This window comes from Mesorhizobium robiniae, from assembly GCF_040545535.1.
In the GTDB taxonomy this organism is placed as follows: domain Bacteria; phylum Pseudomonadota; class Alphaproteobacteria; order Rhizobiales; family Rhizobiaceae; genus Mesorhizobium; species Mesorhizobium robiniae.
This window is the reverse complement of the sequence record NZ_JBEPMC010000006.1, coordinates 119792-141267: the sequence shown is the minus strand read 5'-3', so window position 1 is coordinate 141267 and position 21476 is coordinate 119792. Positions and strand designations below refer to the sequence as shown.

The following is a 21476-nucleotide window of genomic DNA, read 5'->3' as shown; positions in this document are numbered from 1 at the left end:
GGAACAGCGGCCCATGACGGCATGTGCTGGCAGCCCCGAAGAATCAGGAAACAGGAGCCATCGCTTATGGCTGAGGTCTCGCTCAAGGGCATCAAAAAATCCTATGGCCGCGTCGACGTCATCAAAGGCGTCGATATCCACATCAACGAGGGGGAATTCGTCGTCTTTGTCGGTCCGTCAGGCTGCGGAAAGTCCACCTTGCTGCGCGTGATCGCCGGACTCGAGGACGTAACCGAAGGTACCCTCGAGATCGGAGGCCGGGTGGTCAACGAGCTTCAACCTAGGGAACGCGGTGTTGCGATGGTGTTCCAGAGTTACGCCATCTTTCCGCACATGACCGTGCGCGAGAATATCGCGTTCGGTCTTACGATCGCGGGCGCTTCCAAGCAGGAAAAGCAGCAGAAGGTCGCCGAGGCCGCACGCATCCTGCAAATGGAGCATTTGCTCGACCGCCGCCCAAGTCAGCTTTCGGGCGGCCAGCGCCAGCGGGTGGCTATCGGGCGCGCAATCACCCGGAAACCGGCCGTATTCCTGTTCGACGAGCCGCTCTCCAATCTCGACGCCGCGCTGCGCATGGATATGCGGATGGAAATCGGCCGGCTGCGCAGGCAACTGGGCACAACGATGATCTACGTCACCCACGATCAGGTCGAGGCGATGACGCTGGCCGACAGGATCGTCGTCCTGAAGGACGGTCAAGTGATGCAGATCGGAGCGCCGATGGAACTCTATCACGAGCCGGCCAACAGGTTTGTAGCCGGCTTTCTGGGAGCCCCGTCGATGAATTTCCTGAATGTCGACGTCCTCGATCTCGATGGAGAAGCGGCAACGGTTGGCAACCAATCCCTGGAGCCGATCACGGTAGCGACCAAAAGACGCCCTTTCCGGAAGGGCGGTAAGGCCATACTGGGCATTCGTCCGCAGTATCTCCGGGCGATGCAAGCTGGAAAAGGCATGTTGCATGGCGCCGTGGCACATGCCGAGCGGTTGGGCAGCGAGACGGTTGTGGACCTGACACTTCGCGACGATCGCGAGCTCATTGCAGCCTTCAATGAAGACAAGATCTTTCAACCGGGTGACGTTCTGGAACTCGCGTTCGACCCGGCCTTAGCCCATCTCTTCCCCGAGGAGGAGCGATCTGCAATAGTTGCTCCGTAAACGCGGGCAGCGACAATGCGATGCATCGGGCGCGATTCGCGCGGCTGGATGAGTGTGCATTCCGGAAATCCGGAACAAACCTGCGAGGCCGCGAGTTTCTGCTCCTCCAACAGTGAGGGAAGCCATGTCCAGATTTGTTTTGGCGACAGGTGTCGTAGTTCTCTTTTTGGGTGAACCGGCACTTGCCGCAGACGAAAGTCCGCTGCCGCCGCAGAATGCCAGGAAACTGTCCGAAATCATCGCCAAGGTCGAGCAGCGCAACGACTTTCGCTACGTCGACGAGGTCGACTGGGACAGCGGCGCCTACACCGTCACCTACTACACAACCGACAAGGCGAAAGTCGAAATCACCTATGATCCCGTGACTGCCGAGCCGAAATAGATCGCGGCCGTCTTCCTCCAGGCGTTGCGCGACCGGCTTCTCTGAGGAATCCTGACGACGATCTCTCGGACGGGGTTCCTGCACGCTTTTCGGTGTCCCCTTGCGCTGGTGCGCCTTTGATGGCTGATTGCGGCGTTATCATTGAGCCGCACGGGGTGGGCATGGCGACGGTAAAGCATGTGGCGAAACGCGTTCTGATGATGCTCGCCGGCTATTTCGTTGCGGTGCTGGTCGGGCTGACCGCCGTGGCCACGATCTATGGTGCATTGAGTTCGCTGCCCGATGCGCCGGCGTATTTCGATTTCATGGGGGTCAGCCCGATCGCGGCGCTGGTCGTGCCGCCGCTCGGCATGTTCATCTATTTCCTGACGATCGTGCTAACCGGCCTGCAGACGCTGATCTTCGCGTTGATCGCTGAATTGTTTTCGCTGCGCAATTTACTGTTGCATATGGTCTTCGGGGCCGCGGCAGCGGCTGCCGGATTCACCTTGATCTGGCCCAGCGCGCCGGAGGACGTCAGCCCCGAGCGCTGGGCCGATATCGCCATCATCGCCGCCGCCGGCCTTGTCGCCGGTCTGGCCTACTGGCTAATCGCCGGGCGCGAAGCCGGCTTCCGGCACCCGCTCTCCCTACGCTAGGTTTCCTCAGCTTGCCGGCGAGCGCACCGCTTCGGTGCTGTCCAGCGCCTGCTGCAGCCGCGTGTCGCGGTCATAGACATCATGGAAGTATTCAACATTGCCGGACATATCAGGCCAGGCGGTGAAATAGGCGACATAGACCGGGATCGTGCGTGCCACCTTTTCGGTCGAATGTCCGTGCTTCAGCTTCTCCGCGATATAGTCGACCGAGGTGCCGAGCACGGCCGCCGCCATGCCGCGCGGATCCTGCAGGCGAACGCAGCCATGGCTGAGCGCGCGCATGTCGCGCTGGAAGAACGACTTCTGCGGCGTGTCGTGCATGTAAATTGCGTGCTTGTTGGGGAACAGTATCTTCAGCTCGCCCAGTGCATTGGCCTCGCTCGGCAGCTGGCGCACGCCATAAGGTATCTTCGCACCATAAGCGCCCCAGTTGACCGAAGATGAGGGAATGCGCTTGCCGCGCGCATTGACCACTTCATAGCCGGCGCGGTCGAGGTAGCCGGGATCACGGCGCAGCCGGGGCAGCATCTCGTTGACGAGGATCGACTGTGGCACGCCCCAATAGGGATGGAAGTCGACCTGCTCGAGCTGATCGTAGAAGAAGGATGTCTGGTTTGTGGTCTTGCCGATGACGGCGCGGGTCTTCAGCTTCTCCTCGCCATTTTCGATGTAGCTTGCCGTAAACGCCGGCTGGTTGATGAAGACGCGCGGGCTGCCAAGATCAGATGGCAGCCAGCGCAGCTCTTCCAGCGCGACCTTTACTTTCTGGATCTTGTCGGCCTTGGACGTCCCGACCAGCGCTGCGACGGTGCGCGGCCCAATGACGCCATCGCCCTTCATGCCGGCCTTCTTCTGTATCGCCTTGATGACCGGCACCAGTTCCGGGTCATAAACCTCGCTGGTGGCGAGCCTGGCTAGTATCTCGCCATAGGCGCCGCCCATCTCGTCGTCGAGATTGCGCGCGATCTTTGTCAAAAGCTTCGGCAGTTCGGGGCTGGTCTCGCCTGGCTTCAGCAACAGTTTGGGATCGACGACGATCTCGTCTTCGGCGCTGGCCTGAAGCGATTCCAGTTCGACGCGCAGCGCCTGATACTCCACGTTCTGCGGATGCCGTGACTCGAGATAGGTGCGCGCTTGCTGCGTGCGTGCCAGCGTCTTCAGCACGCCTTCCATATCGAGCGGCTTGGCTGGGAAATCATAATAGCCCGTCATCCGATTGGGATCGACGCGGCCGCTTTGCGCATCATGCACATAGCGCAGGACACGCGCCGACAGTGCCATCTCGAAGCGGACGAGCTCCTTCAGCCGCGCATCGGCATCACTCGTCGATGCGCTGGCGGCGGGCACTTCCACCGTGTAGTCGGCAGGTGTGAGGCCATAGCTCGCAGCCTCGCCAAGCACCCGCACCGCATCCTGCGCGCGGCTGTTGGCACTGGTTCCCGTTACCCATATGAAGTTCGGATTGGCCGAGTAATAGGCAACGAGCGCCTTCGCGATGTCCTTCTCGGCAAAGAGTTCATAGCCGTCGAGCCCGGCAATCGCTTCGTGGAAGGCAGCATCGGTAGCTGAGGATGGCTGGAACGCGGCATCCTGCGGCTTTGCCGGCTCAAGTATGGCCGGCCCGGGCATTGCCGGCTCAGGCGCTGCCACCAGCGCCGCAAAATCGACGCGCACAAGCGGATCGCTTTTATAGGTATAGTAGGACGGGCTGCTGATTTGGGCGGTGGCGGCACCACGGCTCTTGCCGCTGCGCTTGCTGCCGACACTGCGTTTGTTGTCGACGCTGCGCGAAACGGCTGGCGCCTTTTGATTTGACTTGTATTTCGGCCTCTGCCTTGACGGCGGCGGGGGAAAATCACCTTGCGGCGTGTGCCGGATGCCGCCGCCGAAAAGCCTCTCGAAAAGCCCTTGCGCGTCTGCCTGCGGCATGCCGAAGGCCAGCATAGCCGCGATCACCGCAAGCGGCATCACGGTTGCTTTGTTTCCGAGGAATTTCATCGATCACCCGCTCCGGCTGCAACCGGTTCCCGTTCCGCACCGCCCATTTTCGAGCCGCTTGACGGTCTCGCCCACCGTATGACGGGTGTAAGACGCGACTATACTGATTCATACCGATTTCGTTAAGCTTCCATAAATTTTGGAAAGTCTGTTGCAGAACAGTTTCACAACACCGTGACGTCAGTAGCGACTTGATTCCGCTCCGGTTCCGGGATTTGGCGCGCGGCTCAGGCGTTGGCGCCACCGTCGATAGTCAGTGCGGCGCCTGTCACGAAGCGCCCTTCGGGGCCTGCCAGCCAGGCGACCATGCCGGCGATCTCTTCAGCCTTGCCGAAGCGAGGCGTCGCCATCTTCTGCCGCTGGTGCTCGGCGTGCGGGCCAGTGGCCGGGTTCATATCGGTGTCGGTCGAGCCCGGATGAACGACGTTGGCGGTGATGCCACGCGAACCGAGGTCGCGCGCCAATGCCTTGGTCAGGCCGACCAATGCAGCCTTGCTGGCCGAGTAGGCGCTGAGGCTGGTGTCGGTGACACGCTCGGCCAGATTGCTGCCGATGGAGATGATCCTGCCGCCCTCGCCCATATGCACTGCTGCCGCCTTCGACGCCACGAAAGGGGCTCTGACATTGACCTCCATGGTTTCGTCGAAGTCGGCGAGTGGCAATTCATCGATCGGCGCGGCGCGCCAGATACCGGCGCTGTTGACGAGGATGTCGAGCCGGCCGAAGGCCTTCACCGTCTCGCTGACCGACGCTTGGATTGCGGTGGCGTCGCGATTGTCGGCCTTGATGGCAATGGCGCGACCGCCGGCTGCCTCGATTTCCCCGACGACCGCACGGGCCTGCTCCTCGCCGTTCACGTAAGTGAGCGCGACGCTGGCGCCGTCGGCCGCGAGCCTTCGCGCAATCGCTGCGCCGATGCCGCGGCTGCCGCCGGTAACGAGCGCGACCTTGCCGTTCAAGCCTTGCGATGACATTTGCTTCTCCTTTTTGTAATGATCGATACATAAATATCTGCCAGTCTTGCCCGGGCGCGTCAATAGATTTATGTATCAATCAACACAGAAAGGATGTCATGCCAGAACGGGGCCGCCCCCGCACCTTCGATCGAGCCGCTGCGCTCCAGCGCGCAATGGAGGTGTTTTGGGCCAAGGGCTACGAGGGCGCGTCGATCAGCGACCTGACCGCGGCGATGGGCATCAACTCGCCCAGCCTCTATGCCGCCTTCGGCAGCAAGGAAGCGCTCTTTCTCGAAGCGGTCGAGCTCTACACGCAGGTCGAAGGCACAGATATCTGGTCCGCATTGGAAAAAGCGCCGACGGCGCGCCAGGCGGTCGAGCGTTTCCTGCGCCAAACGGCCAAGGCCTATTCGCAGACCGATCGTCCACAAGGCTGCCTGATCGCGCTCGGCGCGCTGCACCAGGACTCAAGCCGCGGCGCCATCTGCGATGACCTGCGCCGCCGCCGCGCCGAAAACCGCGCCGCCTTGCTCAGACGGCTGAAACGTGGCGTGGCGGAAGGCGAATTGCCCAAAAATTTCGACAGCAGTACTGCCGCGACCTTCTACGCGACGGTGCAGCACGGCATGTCTATCCAGGCGCGAGACGGCGCATCGCGCGCCGCCCTTCTGGCGACGGTGGCCGGAGCTATGGCGGCGTGGAAGGTGATGGCCGGCACGGACGCGGCGTGACAAATGCCGACCGTGATGAGGTTCCCGATCCGGTAGGGAGAAACGAGATATTCCTGATCAATGCAGCAGCGACGGTGCCCGGTGTTCGGCGACGAAGCCGATCGCACGCTCGACCACGCCCTTGTCGGCGAGAATGCGGCGGTGGCCGAGGCCGTCGGCCCAGTAAAGGCTGACATGGTCTCCGGCGCCGGCATAGAGTCTTGCGTGGTCGGGGGACACTTCGCGGTCGTCCGGCGCATGGATGACCAGCGTCGGCACTGGCGTGTGGGCAAGCTGGCGGTCGCCGACGAATTCGTGCAGCGGCCGGCCGGCGATGCGTTCGACCCGGTCGGCCATGGCGGCCTGCGAGCGTGGGCCGACACTGAGCATGCGGCTGAAATCGTTGAAGATCGCCGGCAGCGAACTCGGCGCCGCGATCAGCACCAGCCGCTCGGCCGCCAGCGGCGGAATGTTCTTGACCGAACCGACGACGGCATTGGCGGCGACGGCGCCGCCGAAGGAATGGCCCACGACCGCCACGAACGGGCCGAACCATTCGCCAGTCAGCCGTGCGGCTTCGACAGCGCTGACCAATGTAAGCCGACGGCCCCGCGATTGGCCGTGGCCTGGCAGGTCGAGCGAGACAACCTTGTAACCGGCGTCACGATAGCCCTCGATCAGCGTGCGCATATATTCGGTGCGCGACCGCCAACCATGGATGACGAGCACCGTGCCGGCGGCCCGCCTGCCCGGCTCGGGCCGGAATTCATGCACCATGACGCAGCCGGTGCCGGTCCTCAGCCAGTGATGGCGCGCCTCGGCCATGAAGCCGGCGGCGCGGTCGACGGCGCGCCGCTCGCCGTCGCTGAGAACCTTGGCGTTCGGGGTGCGGCAGAACAGTTCGAACGCCGCGCGCCCGGTAAGCCGAGGAGCCACGTGCTCGGCGGCAGCAAACACGCCCCGGATGACCTTCAATCCAAATGATGCCATAGTGGCGATCCATCCATTCGTTCAAGCATGAACATAATAGTTCAAACATGAACATTAAACAAGAGCTACCCTGGGACAACCCGCGTTTTCGCAACTGGGTCGCGGTGGCACGCGCCTGCCATGTGCTGGAGCGCACGCTGGCGGTGAAGCTGGCGCCGCTCGACCTGAAGCCGGCGCAACTCGATGTGCTGATGAACCTTTACCGGCATCCCGGCATGTCGCAGCACGATCTCGCCCGCCGGCTGCTGGTCGGCCGTTCCAACATCACCATGCTTTTGCCGCAACTCGAGACACGCGGCCTGCTGCGCCGCGAAGGTGATCAGAAGGACAAGCGGGTGCTGCGGCTGACCTTGACCGAAGCCGGCACGGAACTGCTAATGCGGGCGCTGAAGGTCCATATGGCGCTGATCGAGAAAGCGATGAGCCAGTCGACGCCGGAGCAATGCGACATGATCGGCGAACAGATGCGCAAGATCTATGAGGTGCTGAAGGACGCGTGATTGGTCGCGGCCGGCTTACCACATCGTCTTCTTCGCCCGTTCCGGCCATTCCTTGTCGTAGGCCTCGCCGTCGATGTTCTTGCGGCTGGTGACCTCCAGGATTTTTCCCGGTGTCGGCAGCGATTTTGGATCGACATGCTTTGCCGGGTTCCACAATTCCGATCGGACAATAGCTCGCGCGCACTGGAAATAGACCGAATCGACATCGACGACCATGACCGAGCGCGCCGGTTTACCTTCGACGATGAAGGAAGCGCAAAGCGCAGTGTTGGTGGTGATGTAGGCCCGGCCGTTGACGCGCAGCGTGGTACCCGAGCCCGGCACCAGGAACAACAGGCCGACGCGCGGATCGCGAATGATGTTTTTCAGCGAATCGGCGCGGTTGTTGCCGCGCCGGTCCGGCATCATCAAGGTTTTCGGATCATGGATGCGGACGAAGCCGGCGAGATCGCCGCGCGGCGAGCAATCCAGCCCTTCCGGTCCGCTGGTCGCGAGCGCGGCAAAAGGCGAGGCCTCGATGAAGGCGGCATATTCAGGGATGACGTGGTCGAGTTCCTTGACCAGCGAGGTCTCGCCGGGCAGGCCATAGAGCGCTTCGAGCTGTTGGACCGTGGTGATGACGGACATTTTTGTTCTCCGGACCTTTGCCGGCGCTACTCTATGTCGGTGACGTTTTGACGACAGGGCCCGGCGGAAGCTAACGATCGCGGCTTAGCCCCTTCTCTTCCAGTTCGGCGAGATAGGCGGCCCAGCGTGCATCCTTCTCATGACCCAGCGTATGCAGGTAATTCCAGGTGAAGATGCCGGTATCGTGGAAATCGTCGAAGGTGATGCGGACGGCATAGTTGCCAACCGGTTCGATCTTCAGGATCGCAACGTTGCGCTTGCCGGGAACGGTCACGCGCTGTTCGGGCGAATGGCCTTGCACTTCGGCCGATGGCGAGACAACACGCAGAAACTCCGCCGGCAGTTCGAACGGCTGATGGCCTGGGAATGTCACGGTAAGCAGCTTGCGGTCCTTGGAGACCCTGAGTTCCTTCGGCGCCGTCATGGTGATAGATTCCGCATTATCTGTCCTTTCCCTACGCCGCTTCGCGCAGCGGGAAAAGGCCGCTTCGAGACTTCCGACATAATCTGTCGGCGGCGCGATGTTACCAAAGATCGAGATCTCTTATCTTGAATGGCAGGTTGGATCGTATCACATAGCCATATATAACGATGCCGTTCGCAGCCACGGGAAACGCACCAGCATGGACATGATCGATCCTTTTGGTCGCACGATCAGCTATCTCAGGGTGTCGGTCACCGACCGCTGCGATTTCCGCTGCACCTATTGCATGGCCGAGGACATGGCGTTCCTTCCCAAGAAGGATCTGCTGTCGCTGGAAGAACTCGACCGGCTCTGCACGGTCTTCATCGAAAAGGGTGTCAGGAAACTGCGCCTTACCGGCGGCGAGCCGCTGGTGCGCAAGAACATCATGCATCTGGTGCGCCAGATTTCGCGTCATCTCGAAAGCGGCGCGCTGGAAGAACTGACGCTGACCACCAACGGTTCGCAACTTTCGCGCTTTGCCGCTGAGCTCGCCGATTGCGGGGTCAAGCGGATCAACGTTTCGCTGGACACGCTGGGCCCGGAAAAATTCCGCCAGATCACGCGTTGGGGCAATCTCGACAAGGTCATGGACGGCATCGACGCGGCGCAAGCGGCGGGGCTGAAGGTAAAGCTCAATGCGGTGGCGCTGAAAGATTTCAACGACGCCGAGCTGCCGGAAATGCTGCGCTGGGCACACGGCCGTGGCATGGAGTTGACGGTCATCGAAACCATGCCGATGGGCGAGATCGATGCCGACCGCACCGACCAGTACCTGCCGCTGTCGCTGCTGCGCGCAGCACTCGAGCGGCAGTTCACGCTGACCGACACTCCTTACAAGACCGGTGGTCCGGCCCGCTACGTCCACGTCGCAGAGACTGGTGGCAGGCTCGGTTTCATCACGCCGATGACGCATAATTTCTGCGAAAGCTGCAACCGCGTCCGGCTGACCTGCACCGGCACGCTCTATATGTGCCTCGGCCAGGAGGATGCCGCCGACCTGCGCGCGCCGTTGCGTGCATCCGAAGGCAACGAACTGGTCGCCGACGCCATCGATGAAGCCATAGGCCGCAAACCCAAGGGCCATGATTTCATCATCGACCGCCGTACCAACCGTCCGTCGGTGTCGCGGCACATGAGCGTCACCGGCGGCTGATTTTTTCGATCTGGGCGTGGCCGCCACAGGTCAGCTTTCCCCGACAGCTGTTTGTTTTTTCCGATGAATCAGGGCTGGCGCGTGTAGTCGTATTGCACAGCAAGCCATTTCTTGCCGCTTTTTTTGAACTCCGAGCCCTGTCGATTTGCGCGGCGTTCCGGCTCGTGGCCCAGTCCTTTGACGTTGCTGTTTTGGGACCTGCTGCTACAGGCTTGGTGCAAAGCAGAACCGGTAATCGCCTTGCCTCTTTCGCCAAACCTGCGCGGCGCGTTGTTCATGATGGTGGCCATGAGTGGCTTCACCCTCAACGACGCGATCACCAAAGTCCTGTCGGAATCCATGAACATGGCGCAGGTCATGCTGGTCCGAGGTGCGTTCGCTTCGCTCCTGATAGGTCTGCTCGCCTGGCAACGCGGAGCGCTTGCCCTGCCCGCCTCGATGCTGCAGCCGATGGTTGCGGTGCGCATCGCCAGCGAAGCCGGTGCTACGGTGTCGTTCCTGGTTGCTTTGGCGCATCTGCCGATTGCCAACGTCTCGGCCGTGCTGCAGGCGCTGCCGCTGGCGGTGACGATGGGCGCGGCACTTGTATTCAATGAAGGCGTCGGCTGGCGGCGTTGGCTGGCCATCGCCATCGGTTTTGCCGGCGTGCTGATCATTGTTCGGCCCGGCTTCGAGGGGTTCAGCATCTATTCGCTGCTGGCGCTGGCTTGCGTTGCCTGTTGCGCGGTGCGCGACCTCGCCACCACTCGGATACCGCAGGTCATTCCGACATTGCTGGTGTCGACTGCTACAGCGCTTGCCATGACGCTGCTCGGCGCGGCACTGCTTTCGCCAATGGGCGGGTGGACGCCGATGGCCGGAGAAAGCACGGCATTGCTGGCACTGGCGGCTGTGCTTGTTGTCATCGGCTACCAGTTCATCATCATGGCGATGCGGGTTGGCGACATCTCCTTCATCGCGCCGTTCCGCTACACAGCCCTGCTCTGGTCGATCCTGCTTGGCCTGGTCATCTTCGGCGACGTCCCCGACCTGCCGATGACACTCGGCGCTACAGTCATCGTCGGCTCCGGCCTCTATGCACTTTACCGCGAGCGGGTGGTCGGCCGGCGAAAGACCGCCGCCGAAAGCGCTGGACCTGATATGGCGCCGGACGGCATATAGGCTGGCCGTTCACGACGAGCAGGACCGCATGGACGACAGACGATGACCAGAGAGATTGCCGGCGTCATTCTGGCCGGTGGCCAGTCGCGGCGGATGGGTGGCGGCGACAAGGGCCTGCTTGCGCTGGGTGGCGGCAGGCTGCTGGACCATGTCGTTGCCCGCTTTGCTCCGCAGGTCGGTCCGCTGGTGCTCAGCGCCAATGGCGACCCGGTGCGGTTTGCCGGGGTTGGGCTTCCCGTGCTTGCCGACACCGTGAAGGGTTTTGCCGGGCCGCTTGCCGGGATCCTGACCGGCCTCGAATGGGCTGCTGCCAGCACGGCTTGCAAGGCAGTTGTCACGGCTGCGGGCGACACGCCGTTTTTGCCGACGGACCTGGTTGAGCGGTTGGCGGCGGCGGTCGAAGAACGTCCCGACGCGATCGCTGTCGCCTGGTCTGGCGGCAAACGGCATCCGACATTCGCGCTCTGGCCGCTGAAGGTCCGCGATGCCTTGCGGCGCTGCCTGGTCGACGAGGACATCAGGCGGGTTACCGCTTTCATCGACGGGCGTGACCATGTCCATGTGGAATTCCCGATCCTGATGTCGGGGGACCACGCGCACGACGCTTTCTTCAACATCAATACGCCTGACGACCTTGCCCAAGCCGAACGTCTGTTGCAGAGCATGAAGCCATGATGAGACGCGTCTTCGGTATCACCGGCTGGAAGAATTCCGGCAAGACGACACTGACCGAAAAGCTGGTCGCCGAACTCGTCCAGCGCGGCTGGAGGGTGTCGACGGTGAAACATGCTCATCATGATTTCGACATCGACAGACCGGGAGCGGACAGCTTTCGCCACAGGCAGGCCGGGGCCACGGAAGTCGCCATCGTGTCGGACAGGCGTTGGGCATTAATGCACGAGTTGCGCGGCGAGGACGAGCCGACGCTGGACGCGATCCTGTCGCGGCTCGGCACCTCCGACATCGTGCTGGTCGAAGGCTACAAGCGTGAGGCGCACCGCAAGATCGAAACGCGGCGGTTGGAGGCCAAGGACAAGGCACCTCTTTCGGCAAATGATCCGCATATCGTCGCCATCGCCGCCGACTTCGCCATAGCGGGCGAAAGCCTGCCTGTGTTCGATCTCGACGACACGACATCGATAGCCGACTTCATTGAGCGCACGACAGGTTTGAGGCGCTGAGTCACTACCGAAGCCGCATTCGGACGCCCTATTTTCTCTTTAGCATCCCTGCCCCAGCGTCATCATTATCCGGGAACGCAAAACCCGTGGGCGGCAGTTTTGCAGTTGCTTTTTCTTGAGAAAGAGTGGGAGTATCGAGCCAGCGGGCGGTCAAAAGCACCGCCCACAGAGCCGTTTGGAACGACGGCCGGGATCATAAAGAGAGGACCATCATGCGAATTGCATTGCGTATAGCGCTCGCCGCGTCGGCTGCGCTGCTGACGCTTGGCGTTGCCCAGGCTCAGGAGAAAACCCTCAGGATCGGCACGGAAGGCGCGTACCCCCCGTTCAACAACCTGACTGCCGATGGCCAGCTCGAAGGCTTCGACATCGACATTGCCAAGGCGCTTTGCGAAGAAATGAAGGTGAAGTGCACTTTCGTCGCCCAGGATTGGGACGGCATCATCCCGGCGCTCCAGGCCGGCAAGTTCGACGCCATCGTCGCATCGATGTCGATCACGCCGGAGCGTGCCGAGAAAGTCGACTTCACTCACAAATACTATAACACACCGCCGGCGATCGTCGTGCCCAAGGATAGCGACATCAAGGGCGTGACCAAGGAAGATCTCGCCGGCAAGACCATTGGCGTGCAGGGTTCGACCACGCATTTCAACTATTCGACCGCAACCTATACCGAGAGCACGATCAAGCCTTACCCGACCGCGCAGGAATACCAGCTCGATCTCGCCAATGGTCGCGTTGATGCGGTCAACGACGATATCACGGTCCTCGAAGGCTGGCTTGCCACGCCGGACGGTGCCTGCTGCAAGGTGATCGGTACGATCACGCCTGACATCAAGATCCATGGTCCGGGCGCCGGCATCGCGGTGCGTAAGGGCGAGACCGAGTTGGCCAACCAGTTCAATGCGGCGATCGACGCCATCCGCGCCAACGGAAAGTACAAGGAAATCAACGACAAATACTTCAAGTTCGACGTCTACGGCGGCGAATCCTGATCCTTCTTGGATCTGACAGCGAACGGCGGGACATTCCCGCTGTTCGCGCAAGGAGCGGCGCACGAGAGGCGACGCGGCGCTGCTCTCAAAAGAGCCCATAGAGGAGAACAGGCAGGCGGATGCAAAGCGTTTGGACGCTGCTCAGTTGGGGCCCCGAAGGCTGGCTCGACGACATTGCCTATGGCGTTTTCATCACCGTTTCGCTTGCAGCCGCGACCTTGCCTGTCGGTCTGGTGATCGGCTTTCTGGTCGCACTGGCCAAGCAAGCCGATGAGCCGTCGCTGCGGCTGGCCGGCAATATCTACACCACGATCTTTCGTGGATTGCCCGAGCTGCTGACCCTGTTCATCATCTTTTACGGCGCGCAAATCGGCATCCAGCAAGTGATGCGCCTGTTTGACCCGACTGCCTCGGTCGAAGTGAACGCTTTTGTTTCCGGCATGATCGCGCTCGGCGTCGTCTTCTCATCCTACGCCAGTGAGGTCTTCCTCTCCGCGTTCCGCGCCATTCCGAAGGGACAGTATGAGGGAGGCTACTCGGTTGGCCTGTCGGGCTGGCAGACGATGCGCCTTGTGGTGCTACCGCAGCTTATCCGTATCGCGCTGCCAGGTCTTGCCAACCTGTGGCTCATCCTGCTCAAGGACACTGCCCTGGTGTCCGCCATCGGACTAACCGATATCTTGCGGCAAGCAGGCGTCGCCGCCCGTGTCACCAAGCACGCCTTCCTGTTTTTCGGTGTCGCCGCACTTATCTATCTGCTCCTCGCCATCATATCATCCTTCGGCATCAACGCGATCGAACGTGCGGTCAGCCGCCAGCAGGTGCAGCGATGAGCGTAGTCGCCACCGACCGACCGCCGGCTCTGCCACGCGGCTGGCCCCGGCAACGTATTCTCGGCTATGCGCTGGTCTGTGTGTGGATCGCTTTTCTCGCTGGGGTCGCCGCCTATCTCGTCCTCGCTTGGAACGGCGAGCTTTTCAAGAAATACGCCCCGTCCTACGTGACGGGCCTCGGTGTGACGCTTTTGCTGGTCGCCATCTCGATCGTACTTGGTGCGATCCTGTCGGTGCCGATCGCTTACGCCCGCATGTCGAAGAACCGATTTCTTTCGGCTCTTGCGTATGCGTATGTCTATTTCTTCCGCGGCACGCCGTTGCTGGCTCAAACCTTTCTTGTCTATTACGGGGTGGGCTCCTTCCGGCCGCAACTTGAGATGGTCGGCCTCTGGGGTTTTTTCCGCGAGGCGTTCAACTGCGCAATCTTCGCCTTCTCGCTCAACACCGCCGCCTATCAGGCAGAAATCCTGCGCGGCGCGATCCAGAGCGTGCCCAGGGGCCAGTGGGAGGGCGCCGCCTCGCTCGGCCTGCACAAATTACAGACGATGTGGAAGATCATCCTGCCGCAAGCACTGATCGTGGCGCTGCGACCCTATGGCAACGAGATCATCCTGATGATCAAGGGCTCGGCGATCGTCGCCATCATAACAGTTTATGATCTGATGGGCGTCACGCGGCTCACCTATTCGCGCACTTTCGACTTCCAGTCATATGTCTGGGCGGCGATCATCTATCTGGTCATTGTCGAGATATTGCGCCACGGGGTCGAATGGATCGAACGGCGCATCACGATCCATCTGCACCGCTGACTCCCATAGCTTTGCCTGATCCGCTAAGAAGGCCGGAAAACAGGCTCGAAGGGATTCGAAAACATGGCATCGGTGGCATTTCTCGGTCTTGGCGTCATGGGCTATCCAATGGCCGGACACCTCAGGAACAGGGGCGGCCACGATGTCACCGTCTACAACCGCACTAAGGCAAAGGCCGAACAATGGGTTGGTCAGCACGGCGGCGGCCTTGCTACGACGCCGGCCGAGGCGGCCGATGGCAAGGATTTCGTCTTTTCCTGCGTCGGTAACGATGATGATCTGCGTTCGGTGACGATTGGAGCCGGCGGTGCGTTCCAGTCGATGAAGAACGGAGCGATCTTCATCGACAACACCACGGCGTCGGCTGAAGTCGCGCGCGAGCTGGCGGAGAAGGCGCAAATGGGCGGTTTTTCGTTCCTCGACGCACCGGTCTCCGGCGGTCAGGCCGGCGCCGAAAACGGCGTTCTGACCGTCATGGTCGGCGGCGAACAAAAGGCCTTCGACAAAGCAAAGCCGGTCATCGATGCCTATGCCCGAATGGTCGGGCTGATGGGGCCGGCCGGCTCGGGCCAGCTAACCAAGATGATCAACCAGATCTGTATCGCCGGTCTTGTCCAAGGTCTGGCCGAAGGCATCCATTTCGGCAAGAAGGCCGGACTCGACATCGAAAAGGTCATCGAGGTGATCTCCAAGGGCGCTGCCGGCTCGTGGCAGATGGAGAACCGCCACAAGACAATGAATGCCGGCAAATACGACTTCGGTTTCGCCGTTAACTGGATGCGCAAGGATCTCGGCATCTGCCTGGCGGAGGCCGATCGCAACGGCGCCAAGCTGCCTGTGACGGCGCTTGTCGATCAGTTCTACAAGGATGTGCAGGGGATGGGCGGCAAGCGCTGGGATACGTCATCTTTGCTGGCGCGATTGGAAAAATAGGCTTTCGTCGTGCCCGAGCTTTCGCCGCAATCCAGCGCCGAAGAGATTGTCGTCCATTTGCGCTCGATCGGCTCGGACGAAAATCGCCGCGGAATGCTGCGATATGGCATCAAGATCGAACGTGCGCTCGGCATCCCGCATGGTGTGCAGCGGCAGATTGCCAAGAAGATCAAGCGCAATCATGAGCGCGCCTTCGAGCTATGGCAGACCGGCATCATGGAGGCGCAGTTCATCGCTTCCGTCACCGCCGACCCGAAGCGGTTCTCTGCTGCAGACGCAAGACGATGGGCGGCGACTTTCGACTCTTGGGATATTGTCGACGGTGTCTCCGATCTCTTTGTCGATACGGATTGCTGGAAGGAACTGATAGTGGAGTTCGCGGCCGACGAACGGGAATTCGTTCGTCGCACGGCCTTTGCCATGATGGCCTGGTCGGTGGTCCACAGGAAGAAGGAACCAGAGGCGACCTTCATCGACTTCCTGCCGATCATCGAAGCGCATGCCACCGACGGTCGTAATTTTGTGAAGAAAGCGGTGAACTGGTCGCTTCGTTCGATCGGCAAGCGATCGATGGGTCTGCACGGCCCTGCCCTTGCCCTGGCACAAAAGCTGGCTGCCTCGACCGACAAGACGGCGCGCTGGATCGGCAAGGATGCAGCAAGGGAACTTTCGGATGCCAAAACGCTCGAGCGGCTCGCCAGGAAAGGCTGACTGGGGCGAAATCCTCTTTACCGAGGTGACGCCATCGACGCGCGCCAATTTCGAGAATCTGTTCGAGCAGCCGGGCGGGCCAAAATATTGCTGGTGCATGGCCTGGCGCAATCTCGAAAACCGCGAGCATGTGCCCAGCGATGAGAGGAAACGGGCGATGATGACACTCATCGAGGCCGACACGCCGGTCGGCATTGTCGCCCAAGCCGGAGGCAAAACCATAGGCTGGTGCTCGGTGGCACCACGCGAAACCTACCGCAAATTGTCGCCGCAGCAGGACGATACCGAGATGGGCGTCTGGTCGATCGTCTGCTTCTATGTGCCGAGGGCGTTGCGCGGCCGTGGACTGGCAAACGCACTGCTCGACTCGGCCATCGATCACGCCTTCGCTAAAGGCGCCAGAACGATCGAGGCCTATCCGGTCGACCAGGCATCGCCGAGTTACCGGTTCATGGGCTTTCGCGACATGTTCGTCTCCCGCGGATTCCACGAGACCGGCATGGCCGGTTCACGCAGGCATGTGATGCGGCTCGAACGTTGACGCCATGGTCGGCGACGGCTTTATTGGGCGAAAAGGTGAGCGGATGACGAAGTGGTTGGAATTGCCTGCGGCCGCCGCGGTGTTGTTGCTTTGCTTCGCAGCAAGCGCTTCCGCCGAAACCGCGCGCATCTTCTGGAAGGATTTGCGCCCGGCGACCCAGCCCGCCGCCGAAAGTGTCGGATTGCCGATGATAGCGGCAAGAATGCCTGATCACGGCGAGACGCTGTCCCTCAATCTGCAGGACAAGACCATCCAACTGGCGGGATACGCGCTACCGGTCGATCGCGAGGGCGATCTCGTGTACCAGTTCCTGCTGGTGCCATGGACGGGTGCTTGCAGTCACATGCCAACGCCGCCGCCCAATCAGATCGTGCTCGTCACGCCCGCCAACCCCTACCGGATGTCGCAGGCCTACCAGCCAGTTTCCGTGACCGGCGCCCTCAAGCCTGGCATGGAGAAAAGCCAGCTCTTCATCCTCGACGGAGCCAGCGTCATACAGTCGGGCTACACGGTGCGCAAAGCGGAGGTGGTGAACGTCGACGTGGTGCCGGACAGCGTTACACAGCAGGCTAACTCGCCATGGCGTTTCCTCAACAAAAAGAATAACTAAGTAAGAACACCTCAGGCGGCGTTCGCGCCCGATTCCTTGTCCAGCATCATGTAATCCAGCGGCATCTCAGTCGTGTATTTGATCTGCTCCATGGCAAAGGACGACGAGACGTCGCGGATCTCGATCTTGGCGATCAGCCGCTTGTAGAAAGCATCATAAGCAGCGATGTCGGGCACCACCACGCGCAAGAGGTAGTCGACGTCGCCGCTCATGCGGTAAAACTCGACCACCTCAGGAAATTCCTGGATGACCTCCGAAAAGCGCCGCAGCCATTCATGGCTGTGCGAATTGGTGCGGATCGACACGAAAACGGTGACGCGCACATTGACTTTTTCATGATCGAGGATGGCGACGCGCCGTTTGATGACGCCTTCCTCCTCGAGCTTCTGGATCCGACGCCAGCACGGCGTGGTCGACAGCCCGACTTTCTTGGCGACGTCGGCGACCGCGAGCGTCGCGTCCTCCTGCAAGAGGCGGAGGATTTTTCTGTCAAGGCGGTCCATTGGGTGCTCCCACGGGGATAGAATAGGAATAGATTGGCTATAATCCCTCTTATTTAGGCTATTCACAAGAAAGAAATTCTGCCAGATGACGCAAAAGCGAGTGATTTCTTGCTCACGCTTCACCCGAGGCGATATCGGATTTCCGATCTCAGAAACGGCAGCAAATCCATTTCAAACCACGGATTGCGCTTCAGCCATCCGGTGTTGCGCCACGACGGGTGCGGCAGCGGCAGCACTTTCGGATTTGTGGGCGCATCCCAGATGGTACGCCAATGCATCACCGTCTCCGTCAGTGAGGCCCGGCGCGCGGCGCCCATGTGCCAGGATTGCGCATAGAGGCCGATCGTCAGCACCAGGTCGACCTGCGGCATCAACGCCATCAGCGGCGCACGCCAGGCCGGCGCACATTCGCGGCGCGGCGGCAGATCGCCGCCCTTGGCATCCTGACCGGGAAAGCAAAAGCCCATCGGCACGATGGCGAATTTTGTCGTGTCGTAAAATTCTTCGGCGCTGACGCCCAGCCAGCTTCGCAACCGATCGCCGGAGGCGTCGGTGAACGGCATGCCCGACACATGCACCTTAGTTCCCGGTGCCTGGCTGGCAATCAGGATGCGGGCGCTCGACGAGGGTCTCAGCACCGGGCGCGGCTCGTGCGGCAACGGCCGGCCGACCGGGTTTTCGACGCAAATACGGCAGGAGCGTACCGTCGCGGCGAAGTTTTCCAGCTCTTCGCTCATTCTCTGGCACTTCTTCTCAAGCCACGGCGCTCGGCCGGCTGGAGATCGCCTGATGCCAGCGCAATACGTTGGCGCAATCCTCCGGCACCTTGATACGCGCCGGCTTCATGAAGTCGATGGCGATCAGCCCGGTGATGTCGGCGATCGAATAGGCGTCACCGGCGACGAATTCCTGGTTCGCCAACTCGTCGTCAAGGAGTTTCAGGAATTCGATGGCTTTCGGCTTGTTGGCCTCGCCCCATTCGGGAATTTGCGGAACCTCCCATTCCTTCATTGCCGGATGGATGTGCCGGAACGCGGCGGCGACACAGCTGAGCAGGTTGAACTCCATGCGTCTTTGCCACATCTCGACCAAAGCCTTGCCGAGCGCGCCGCGCCCGAACAGAGCCGGCTCCGGATGCAGCTCCTCGAAATAGCGGCAGATGGCGACGGATTCGGTGATGACTGTGCCGTCGTCGAGCTCGAGCACCGGCAGGCGCTGCAGCGGGTTGCGCGAACTGACTGTCTGCTGCCTGTGCTCCAGCGCACCCATATCGACAGGCACCAGCGGAACCTGAATGCCCTTTTCGGCAAGGAAGACGCGTACCCGTCGTGGATTGGGAGCGCGGCCGCCATCGAAGAGTTTCATTCCATCCTCCTGTTTGATCCGACAAATTATAGGTTGCTGCTCACCACAAGCGAAAAATTTCTCGCAAGGCGTCGCCGATCGAAACCAAAGTGCCGTGCTTTCTCTCAACCACGTCGTGATCGTGGCTCTCGCGCCAATCGTGCGGCTCGTCGAAAGTGCCGGCCCAGATGCCGGCTTGGCCGGAGCGGGCAGCGGCTTGCTCGGTTTCGAAATCGCCATAGGCCACCGCCCAACCAGCCTCGACCTGGGCGCGGTTGAGATCCTTGCCGCCGGCTTGGCAGTCGCCGAGCAGCCGGCCGTAGCGATCGCGCTGCCAGCCGGTGCAGGAGACGGGTTTGCCTGATATCAGACGCACCAGCGACTGCCGCGCCAGCTTGCCGCAGGCATAGTCGGCACCGTCCTTGCGGCAGATTTGCGAATATTCGGGCGCGTCGATGCCACGCATGCGAATGCGCTCAGTGCCGAGTGTGATCGTATCGCCGTCATTGACGACGGCGGCGCCCTCCGTCTTACGCGTCTCGATTCGGTCAAGGCGTGCGGCCAGCAGGATCAGCAGACCGAGGACGATGAGGGTCAGCGCGTAATCCACCAGCCGGCGCCACAGGCTTCGCGGCCGCACGTATCGCGGTCGCCGCGACCAAGAACGGCTCATATGGCAAACCGTTGGTTAATCATTCGAACGTAGCTTAACAATTTGAAGATCGCTGCCCGCATAAATTGAAGTCTCCATGCCCTTGCAACGCTCGACCACAGCGGACAAGTTTATTGTGGACCGCAGGAAACCCCATCGCAACAGCGATGTGGCGCGCGCGGTGCGCAAGACGCGCGACCGTCTTTCGCAGCAGGCCGGAAGTCTCGATTTCGACCGCGAGCTTTTGAAACTCCACGCCCGTGCGATGATAGGTAGCGCGACCGTCGTTCCGCTTCTCGTCCTGGCGACCGCCGCAATGGGTCTGTTTGCTGGAGCGAGTAACGAAATCGGCGTCTGGGCGCTCTTCGCACTCATCTGCTACACCATTGTCGTGTTCATGGCGAGGCGCGTCGACCGGACGGAAGCTGCCGAACTCAACCCGTTGCAAACGCACAGTGATTTCCTGATCGGTCATTTCCTTTGCGGCCTGGGCTGGGCCTGGTTTGCATGGTTCCGTTGCGACGCTTGCGAGGTCTATGAGTTCCAACTGCTTAAGGCGGTGGTGCTGCTGCTTGCTATGGCGGCGACTGCGATCACAGCGTCATCGCTACGCGGGGCGCTACTGTCGACCTTTGCCATTCCGGTGGCGGTCTATGCCTATGCCGGCGCGAGGCATTGGATTCCGGCCGAGCTTGTTATGGCCGGGTTGCTGATCGTGTCGCTGCCGTTCTTCGCCTATGTGGCGCGCCAGCTCAATCGCTCGTCCTTGATGTTGCTCTCGTTCCGCTCCGAAAAGGACGCGCTTATCGCTGAGTTGGACACCGCGAAATCGATGTCGGACGAAGCGCGGCGACGGGCGGAAGACGCCAATCTGGCAAAGTCGCGCTTCTTGGCCTCGATGAGTCACGAGCTGCGGACACCGCTCAACGCTATTCTGGGTTTCTCCGAAGTGATGGCGAACGAGGTGCTTGGACCGATGAGCAACCCGACCTATCGCGACTATGCTCGTGACGTCCACGACTCTGGCCAGCATCTGCTCGATCTGATCAACGAAATCCTTGACCTCTCGCGCATCGAAGCGGGCCGCTACCAGCTGAACGAGGAGCCGATGATGCTGCTCTCGGTGGTCGAGGATTGCTGTCATATGATGGAGCTGAAAGCGCGCAACAAGGACATCCGTATCGTCCAGGATTTCGAAAACGCCTTGCCGCGTCTGTTCGCCGACGAACGCGCGGTGCGGCAGATCGCGCTCAACCTTTTGTCTAACGCCATCAAGTTCACCGGGACCGGCGGCGAAATCCGCGTGCGCGTCGGCTGGACGGCGGGCGGCGGACAATATCTCTCCATCAAAGACAATGGGCCTGGCATACCGGAAGACGAGATTCCGATCGTGCTGTCCGCCTTCGGCCAGGGCTCGATCGCCATTAAGAGCGCAGAACAAGGCACCGGCCTCGGCCTGCCGATCGTCCAGGGCCTCCTGGCGATGCATGGCGGCGAGTTCGAACTTCGCTCCAAACTGCGCGAAGGCACCGAGGCGATCGCCATCTTCCCGTTGAGCCGGGTGATGGAGGAATTGCCGGCCCTGCCGACAAAGACGGTTGCCGCGCGCCGGCGCTAGTCGC

27 protein-coding genes are annotated in these 21476 nt (G+C 61.2%); 17 read left to right on the top strand and 10 right to left on the bottom strand.

Translation table 11 applies throughout. The features are described 5' to 3' along the window. The first annotated feature begins 66 nt into the window (after window positions 1-66). From ABID19_RS17860 to ABID19_RS17850, 3 genes are all read left to right on the top strand, one after another. Window positions 67-1158 carry an ABC transporter ATP-binding protein gene (locus tag ABID19_RS17860; protein ID WP_354492304.1) on the top strand — a complete coding sequence of 364 codons (1092 nt, stop codon included), beginning with the start codon at window positions 67-69 and terminating at the stop codon, window positions 1156-1158. A 124-nt stretch (window positions 1159-1282) separates the two neighbouring features. Next, window positions 1283-1540 carry a PepSY domain-containing protein gene (locus ABID19_RS17855; RefSeq protein ID WP_354492303.1) on the top strand — a complete coding sequence of 86 codons (258 nt, stop codon included), beginning with the start codon at window positions 1283-1285 and terminating at the stop codon, window positions 1538-1540. Window positions 1541-1701: 161 nt separating this feature from the next. Next, window positions 1702-2178: a hypothetical protein gene (locus ABID19_RS17850; RefSeq protein WP_354492302.1), complete on the top strand. Its 477-nt coding sequence runs from the start codon at window positions 1702-1704 to the stop codon at window positions 2176-2178. 6 nt (window positions 2179-2184) lie between these two features. Here the strand turns inward: ABID19_RS17850 and ABID19_RS17845 are convergent, their stop codons facing one another. Beyond that, window positions 2185-4176, bottom strand: a complete 1992-nt coding sequence (locus ABID19_RS17845; RefSeq protein WP_354492301.1) for a L,D-transpeptidase family protein — start codon at window positions 4174-4176, stop codon at window positions 2185-2187. Window positions 4177-4403: 227 nt separating this feature from the next. Beyond that, on the bottom strand, window positions 4404-5150 hold the full coding sequence (locus ABID19_RS17840; protein WP_354492300.1) for a 3-oxoacyl-ACP reductase family protein: 747 nt from the start codon (window positions 5148-5150) through the stop codon (window positions 4404-4406). Between the two features lie 98 nt (window positions 5151-5248). On the opposite strand from ABID19_RS17840, the gene ABID19_RS17835 reads away from it, so the two are divergent. Next, window positions 5249-5863 carry a TetR/AcrR family transcriptional regulator gene (locus ABID19_RS17835; protein WP_354492299.1) on the top strand — a complete coding sequence of 205 codons (615 nt, stop codon included), beginning with the start codon at window positions 5249-5251 and terminating at the stop codon, window positions 5861-5863. Between the two features lie 57 nt (window positions 5864-5920). Here the strand turns inward: ABID19_RS17835 and ABID19_RS17830 are convergent, their stop codons facing one another. Beyond that, on the bottom strand, window positions 5921-6832 hold the full coding sequence (locus tag ABID19_RS17830) for an alpha/beta hydrolase (protein ID WP_354492298.1): 912 nt from the start codon (window positions 6830-6832) through the stop codon (window positions 5921-5923). Window positions 6833-6879: 47 nt separating this feature from the next. Between ABID19_RS17830 and ABID19_RS17825 the strand changes: the two genes are divergently transcribed. Further along, window positions 6880-7332, top strand: coding sequence for a MarR family winged helix-turn-helix transcriptional regulator (locus ABID19_RS17825; protein ID WP_354492297.1), 453 nt, complete (start codon window positions 6880-6882; stop codon window positions 7330-7332). 15 nt (window positions 7333-7347) lie between these two features. Here ABID19_RS17825 and ABID19_RS17820 read toward each other — a convergent pair whose 3' ends face one another. Both ABID19_RS17820 and ABID19_RS17815 read right to left on the bottom strand, forming a co-directional pair. Continuing rightward, entirely contained in the window at window positions 7348-7959 is a 612-nt protein-coding gene (locus ABID19_RS17820) for a pyridoxamine 5'-phosphate oxidase family protein (protein WP_354492296.1), read from the bottom strand. A gap of 70 nt (window positions 7960-8029) precedes the next feature. Further along, window positions 8030-8383 carry a gamma-butyrobetaine hydroxylase family protein gene (locus tag ABID19_RS17815; RefSeq protein WP_435528739.1) on the bottom strand — a complete coding sequence of 118 codons (354 nt, stop codon included), beginning with the start codon at window positions 8381-8383 and terminating at the stop codon, window positions 8030-8032. A gap of 199 nt (window positions 8384-8582) precedes the next feature. Between ABID19_RS17815 and moaA the strand changes: the two genes are divergently transcribed. Beyond that, window positions 8583-9578, top strand: a complete 996-nt coding sequence (moaA, locus tag ABID19_RS17810) for a GTP 3',8-cyclase MoaA (protein WP_354492295.1) — start codon at window positions 8583-8585, stop codon at window positions 9576-9578. Between the two features lie 68 nt (window positions 9579-9646). Here moaA and ABID19_RS17805 read toward each other — a convergent pair whose 3' ends face one another. Beyond that, window positions 9647-9868, bottom strand: a complete 222-nt coding sequence (locus tag ABID19_RS17805) for a hypothetical protein (RefSeq protein ID WP_354492576.1) — start codon at window positions 9866-9868, stop codon at window positions 9647-9649. Here ABID19_RS17805 and ABID19_RS17800 point away from each other — a divergent pair. The 10 genes from ABID19_RS17800 (at window position 9819) to ABID19_RS17755 (ending at window position 17355) form a co-directional block, all read left to right on the top strand. Further along, complete coding sequence (locus tag ABID19_RS17800; protein ID WP_354492294.1) at window positions 9819-10739, top strand: DMT family transporter; 921 nt, start codon at window positions 9819-9821, stop codon at window positions 10737-10739. The genes ABID19_RS17805 and ABID19_RS17800 overlap by 50 nt on opposite strands. Window positions 10740-10781: 42 nt before the next feature. Further along, entirely contained in the window at window positions 10782-11414 is a 633-nt protein-coding gene (mobA, locus tag ABID19_RS17795) for a molybdenum cofactor guanylyltransferase MobA (protein WP_354492293.1), read from the top strand. After that, window positions 11411-11920, top strand: coding sequence for a molybdopterin-guanine dinucleotide biosynthesis protein B (gene mobB / locus ABID19_RS17790; protein ID WP_354492292.1), 510 nt, complete (start codon window positions 11411-11413; stop codon window positions 11918-11920). Before mobA ends, mobB begins: the two co-directional genes overlap by 4 nt. Window positions 11921-12132: 212 nt before the next feature. Beyond that, complete coding sequence (locus ABID19_RS17785) at window positions 12133-12915, top strand: ABC transporter substrate-binding protein (protein WP_354492291.1); 783 nt, start codon at window positions 12133-12135, stop codon at window positions 12913-12915. A 119-nt stretch (window positions 12916-13034) separates the two neighbouring features. Further along, window positions 13035-13748, top strand: coding sequence for an ABC transporter permease (locus tag ABID19_RS17780; protein ID WP_354492290.1), 714 nt, complete (start codon window positions 13035-13037; stop codon window positions 13746-13748). Beyond that, window positions 13745-14560 carry an ABC transporter permease gene (locus tag ABID19_RS17775; protein ID WP_354492289.1) on the top strand — a complete coding sequence of 272 codons (816 nt, stop codon included), beginning with the start codon at window positions 13745-13747 and terminating at the stop codon, window positions 14558-14560. The genes ABID19_RS17780 and ABID19_RS17775 overlap by 4 nt, the downstream gene beginning before the upstream one ends. Window positions 14561-14623: 63 nt before the next feature. Next, a complete protein-coding gene (locus tag ABID19_RS17770) occupies window positions 14624-15493 on the top strand; it encodes an NAD(P)-dependent oxidoreductase (RefSeq protein ID WP_354492288.1) in 870 nt (289 codons plus the stop codon). Between the two features lie 9 nt (window positions 15494-15502). Further along, window positions 15503-16204 (top strand): DNA alkylation repair protein, encoded by a 702-nt coding sequence (locus ABID19_RS17765; protein WP_354492287.1) that lies wholly within the window; start codon window positions 15503-15505, stop codon window positions 16202-16204. Next, a complete protein-coding gene (locus ABID19_RS17760; RefSeq protein ID WP_354492286.1) occupies window positions 16167-16745 on the top strand; it encodes a GNAT family N-acetyltransferase in 579 nt (192 codons plus the stop codon). The genes ABID19_RS17765 and ABID19_RS17760 overlap by 38 nt, the downstream gene beginning before the upstream one ends. Window positions 16746-16788: 43 nt before the next feature. Then, window positions 16789-17355 carry a DUF3299 domain-containing protein gene (locus tag ABID19_RS17755; RefSeq protein WP_354492560.1) on the top strand — a complete coding sequence of 189 codons (567 nt, stop codon included), beginning with the start codon at window positions 16789-16791 and terminating at the stop codon, window positions 17353-17355. Window positions 17356-17366: 11 nt separating this feature from the next. Here the strand turns inward: ABID19_RS17755 and ABID19_RS17750 are convergent, their stop codons facing one another. From ABID19_RS17750 to ABID19_RS17735, 4 genes are all read right to left on the bottom strand, one after another. After that, on the bottom strand, window positions 17367-17858 hold the full coding sequence (locus tag ABID19_RS17750) for an Lrp/AsnC family transcriptional regulator (RefSeq protein ID WP_023675006.1): 492 nt from the start codon (window positions 17856-17858) through the stop codon (window positions 17367-17369). A 119-nt stretch (window positions 17859-17977) separates the two neighbouring features. Further along, complete coding sequence (locus tag ABID19_RS17745; RefSeq protein WP_354492285.1) at window positions 17978-18595, bottom strand: uracil-DNA glycosylase family protein; 618 nt, start codon at window positions 18593-18595, stop codon at window positions 17978-17980. Between the two features lie 16 nt (window positions 18596-18611). Next, a complete protein-coding gene (locus ABID19_RS17740; RefSeq protein ID WP_354492284.1) occupies window positions 18612-19223 on the bottom strand; it encodes a glutathione S-transferase in 612 nt (203 codons plus the stop codon). A gap of 40 nt (window positions 19224-19263) precedes the next feature. After that, window positions 19264-19875, bottom strand: coding sequence for a thermonuclease family protein (locus ABID19_RS17735; protein ID WP_354492283.1), 612 nt, complete (start codon window positions 19873-19875; stop codon window positions 19264-19266). Window positions 19876-19951: 76 nt separating this feature from the next. Here ABID19_RS17735 and ABID19_RS17730 point away from each other — a divergent pair, with 76 nt between their 5' ends. Continuing rightward, window positions 19952-21472: a sensor histidine kinase gene (locus tag ABID19_RS17730; protein WP_354492282.1), complete on the top strand. Its 1521-nt coding sequence runs from the start codon at window positions 19952-19954 to the stop codon at window positions 21470-21472. Window positions 21473-21476: the final 4 nt, after the last annotated feature.